The 4142-nt window shown below is 42.5% G+C and carries 5 protein-coding genes; all 5 read right to left on the bottom strand.

From position 1 onward, the window contains the following. The coding region (locus JHD62_RS21150; RefSeq protein ID WP_199104538.1) for a glycosyltransferase at positions 1–492 on the bottom strand (492 nt) is incomplete at its 3' end. Next, positions 462–1469, bottom strand: a complete 1008-nt coding sequence (locus tag JHD62_RS21145; protein WP_304506266.1) for a GDP-L-fucose synthase — start codon at positions 1467–1469, stop codon at positions 462–464. The genes JHD62_RS21150 and JHD62_RS21145, both read right to left, overlap by 31 nt. Before the next feature lie 28 nt (positions 1470–1497). Then, complete coding sequence (gene gmd / locus JHD62_RS21140) at positions 1498–2616, bottom strand: GDP-mannose 4,6-dehydratase (protein WP_199104537.1); 1119 nt, start codon at positions 2614–2616, stop codon at positions 1498–1500. An 11-nt stretch (positions 2617–2627) separates the two neighbouring features. Beyond that, positions 2628–3590, bottom strand: a complete 963-nt coding sequence (locus JHD62_RS21135; RefSeq protein WP_199104536.1) for a GDP-mannose 4,6-dehydratase — start codon at positions 3588–3590, stop codon at positions 2628–2630. Further along, the gene (locus tag JHD62_RS21130) at positions 3583–3981 is read right to left on the bottom strand and encodes a glycosyltransferase family 1 protein (protein ID WP_199104535.1); all 399 of its coding nucleotides are present in this window, start codon (positions 3979–3981) and stop codon (positions 3583–3585) included. The genes JHD62_RS21135 and JHD62_RS21130 overlap by 8 nt, the downstream gene beginning before the upstream one ends. Between the last annotated feature and the right edge of the window lie 161 nt (positions 3982–4142).

Raw genomic sequence — 4142 nt, 5'->3', positions numbered from 1 at the left:
TTGCGTTCGTCTCGTGGGCTCGGAGATGTGTATAAGAGACAGGATCATACAAAATTGCTGCTGATAGTAAATTTCTAATTTTACATACCGTGAAAGTGCCGCCTTTTTATATTGGTTACGCAGTTGCACTAATGTTTGTGCAACTCTTTTTACCGTATCTTTGTCAATAAATAAATCACCTGCACCAATAAAAATTACCCAATCACCATTTATATGGCGGCATGCTTTGTTCCATGCGTCATATATGCCATTGTCGGGTTCACTCTCCCAGTGAGATACAATATCGGAGTTCTGCTTTATAACAGATAAAGTAGCATCTGTTGATGCTCCATCTGCAATAATCCATTGTATATTTTTGTAAGACTGGCATCTGATTGACTCCGCAGTTTTGGTCAATGCTTCAGCACAGTTGTATGTAGATGTTATGACAGTAATACGTACATTACAATTTGGCATTTTATTTAATGGGCGTCCATGTGTGTAATATACCATTTATATGCGTCAGTAAGTCCTTCTTTTATATCAATTTTGGGCTCCCAGCCTAGCTGCTTTAATGTTTGACTATTCATTAACTTGCGTGGAGTACCATCTGGTTTGCTCGTATCAAATGTAATACTTCCCTTATACTGCACAGTATTTGCAATCATTTCGGCAAGTTCTCGTATAGAGTAATCTACACCGCAACCGACATTGATATGAGAACACATGGGACTAACATTGTCGTTCCAAATATTTTCTGGAAGATTCATTACATGAATAGATGCGGCTGCCATATCATCGACATGTAAGAATTCTCTTCTTGGCGTACCGCTGCCCCATACGATAACTTCTGTTGAATTATTGGATTTGGCTTCGTGAAAACGTCGAATAAGTGCAGGAATGACATGGCTATTTTCAGGATGATAATTATCACCTGGGCCATATAAATTTGTTGGCATAACGCTTCGATAATTTCTACCAAATTGTCTGTTATAACTTTCACATAGTTTGATGCCAGTTATTTTTGCTATGGCATAGGGTTCATTTGTTGGCTCAAGCTCACCCGTTAATAATGCAGTCTCATGCATGGGCTGTATTGCTAATTTTGGGTAGATACAGCTGGATCCCAGAAACAGCAAATGCTGAACATTACTCATGTGCGCGGCATGTATAATGTTCGCTTCTATCATAAGGTTTTGATAGATAAAATCAGCTGGATATGTGTTGTTTGCATGAATGCCACCTACCTTCGCTGCAGCAAGGTAAACCCTATCTATTTTCGTTTGAGCAAAAAAATTATCTACGGCAGCCTGATTGGTAAGATCTAGCTCTGCATGTGTGCGTGTTATTATATTGTGGTATCCCGCATCCGATAGTTGGCGGCAGATTGCGCTTCCTACCATCCCGCGATGACCTGCTACAAAGACATTTTCTTCAAAATTTTGTGACATTTTTTTGCCATATACGCTAATTTCAGCGCTCATTTTCATGAGCGCTGAAAAATATCATCATCAGTGTTTAATTTTCAGTACTAACAGCAATCTGGTAACCATGCTGTTTAAGCAGCGACAAGCGCTTTGCCTCTTTTAGATCGGCTTCAACCATTTCAGCACACATATCTTGGACTGAAATTTCAGGTACCCAGCCTAGAACCTGTTTAGCTTTCGTGGGATCTCCCAGCAGTGTTTCAACTTCTGAGGGACGGAAATAGCGGGGATCAACACGAACGACAATGTCACCTGCTTTCAATGCAGGAGCATTGTTACCAGTGATTTTATCAACTATACCAACTTCATCAATACCTTGCCCTTCAAAGTGTAGAGTAATCCCAAGATTCTCAGCACTCCATTGAATGAATTGACGTACGCTGTACTGAACCCCAGTAGCAATTACAAAATCTTCCGGCTGATTCTGCTGTAACATCATCCATTGCATGCGTACATAGTCCTTTGCATGCCCCCAGTCCCGGAGTGCATCCATGTTGCCCATGTATAAACAACTTTCCAGGCCCTGTGCGATGTTGGCAAGTCCTCGCGTTATTTTGCGCGTGACAAATGTTTCCCCTCGGCGAGGACTTTCATGGTTAAACAAGATTCCATTGCACGCATACATTCCGTAAGCTTCGCGATAGTTTACGGTTATCCAGTATGCATATAGTTTGGCGACTGCATATGGACTACGAGGATAAAATGGTGTTGTTTCTTTTTGTGGAATCTCTTGTACCAAACCATATAATTCTGAAGTAGAAGCTTGATAAAATTTGGTCTTTTTCTCCAAGCCTAGGAAACGTATTGCTTCCAACAAGCGAAGTGTTCCCATGGCATCAACATCCGCTGTGTATTCAGGTGCCTCGAAACTGACAGCAACGTGGCTTTGTGCGCCGAGATTATAAACTTCATCAGGCTGTATTTCAGAAAGAATCCGTGTCAGATTAGAGGAGTCTGTCAAATCACCATAGTGTAGTTTAAAGCGTGCGTTCTCGATGTGCGGATCTTCATAAATATGATCAACACGTTGAGTATTGAAGGATGATGCACGGCGTTTTATGCCATGCACTTCGTATCCTTTTTCTAACAAAAATTCAGCTAAATAAGATCCGTCTTGGCCAGTAATGCCAGTAATCAGTGCTTTTTTCATGATTTTGCCTTTCAATTCAATTCTTCATTGATCATTTTTTTGACAACATCGAACATGTCAAATTTAGCTTTCCAGCCAAGATACTTTTCAGCGTTACTTGGATCTGAGGCACTGATCAAAATATCGGTTGGTCGATAAAATTCAGTAGATTGGGTAACGTAGTTTTTCCAATCCAAATTGTAATATTCGAAGGCAGCAGATACAAAATCCTTCAGCGCATAGGTTTTCCCCGTAGCAATAACGAGATCCTTTGGATTTTCTTGTTGCAACATTCGCCACATTGCATCTACATATTCAGTAGCCCAACCCCAGTCACGCTGAATGTCCATGTTACCCAAGCTAAGCTTCTGGCTCGAACCATTTGCAATGCTTTTAGCAGCATGGATAATTTTTTGTGTAACAAATCGAGATGGCCGTAAAGCCGACTCATGATTGAAGAGTATACCTGTACAAGCATACATATTGTATGCTTCCCGATAGTTGTTGACTAACCAATATGCGGATACCTTTGCGACAGCATATGGGCTGCGTGGGTGGAAAGGTGTACTTTCATTTGCAGCTTTTCCGTCTGTATCGCCAAAGCATTCGCTTGAACCAGCATTGTAGAGTTTTATTTTCTTGTCAGACATCCGACATGCCTCTAGCATGTTCAATGTTCCAATGGCAATACTCTGGATGGTCTCTGCAGGCTGTTCAAATGACAACCCAACTGATGACTGACCGGACAAGTAGTAAATTTCATCAGGCTGGCTGTTCTTAATTGCCATATACACACTTCTGAAATCTTCAGGCTGCATAGACAGCAATTTACACTGTGACTGTATTCCTAGGCGGTGTAGGTTTTCTAGGCGAGAGCCTTGAACATCTCGTGATGTTCCATAAACGTGATACCCTTTTCTTATCAGCAATTGTGCTAACAGGCTACCATCCTGACCATTAATACCGCATATTAATGCTGTTTTAGATTCATTCATTGAGGACATGCTTGTATACCTGTAGGGTTTTTTGGGCACATTTTTCCCATGTGAATTCTTTGAGTCTTATCATTCCATTTGCTATTAGTTTATCTCTCAACTCACTATTGTATACGACTTCATTTATTGCCATGTCGATCGAGTTAATATCAGATGGATTAAAATAGTATCCAGCATTTCCAATAACTTCCGGCATTGAGCTTGTATTGCTAGATATTACTGGGCAGTTATTTGCCATTGCTTCCAGAGGGGGAAGTCCAAATCCTTCATATAGTGATGGATAAATAAATGCATGTGCTGACTGATATAGACTTTGTAGAAGATTGTCATTACCTGAAATATGAATTACTTTGTCTTGGATGCCATATTTCTTTCTGTCTCTTATACACATCTGACGCTGCCGACGAACAGTAAGATGTGGGGGGGTGGGGGGGGGGGGGGGGGGTGGGGGGGGGGGGGGGGGGGGGGGGGGGGGGGGGGGGGGGGGGGGGGGGGGGGGGGGGGGGGGGGGGGGGGGGGGGGGGGGGGGGGGGGGGGGGGGGGGGGGGGGGG

Origin of the sequence: Aquitalea sp. ASV11 (assembly GCF_016429185.1) — a bacterium.
Taxonomy (GTDB): Bacteria; Pseudomonadota; Gammaproteobacteria; order Burkholderiales; family Chromobacteriaceae; genus Aquitalea; species Aquitalea pelogenes.
The sequence above is the reverse complement of the archived record's forward strand: the minus strand, read 5'-3'. Positions and strand labels throughout refer to the sequence as shown.